Below are 272 nucleotides of genomic sequence, written 5' to 3'. Positions count from 1 at the left end.
ATCGTTCAGGTGAGCGGTGAGGACGACTCGCTCTCCACAGAGGACGAGTCCGCGGAGTAACCGCTCCACTTCTGTGGACAGCATCCTCTCCGGATGCGCCATGCTGTGCACTGAGGTGCATGGACTCCTTTCCGATCACGCTCCCTGCTGCGCCGCCTTCGCCACGGAGGCCCGCTCTGCCGTTCATGGCGGCGATCGTCCCCGTCGCGGCCGGCGTGGTGCTCTGGCTGGTCACCGGTTCTCTGTTCGCCCTCTGCTTCGCCGCACTGGGA

The 272-nt window shown here is 65.8% G+C and carries 1 protein-coding gene; it reads right to left on the bottom strand.

Translation table 11 applies throughout. The annotated features are described in order from the left end of the window. A partial coding sequence (locus SB658_RS23990; RefSeq protein ID WP_410602841.1) for a hypothetical protein occupies window positions 1-187 on the bottom strand: 187 nt, incomplete at its 3' end. Between the last annotated feature and the right edge of the window lie 85 nt (window positions 188-272).

The sequence above is a fragment of the Bacillus sp. SIMBA_008 genome (assembly GCF_046535495.1).
Lineage (GTDB): Bacteria > Bacillota > Bacilli > Bacillales > Bacillaceae > Bacillus > Bacillus subtilis.
The sequence above is the reverse complement of the archived record's forward strand: the minus strand, read 5'-3'. Positions and strand labels throughout refer to the sequence as shown.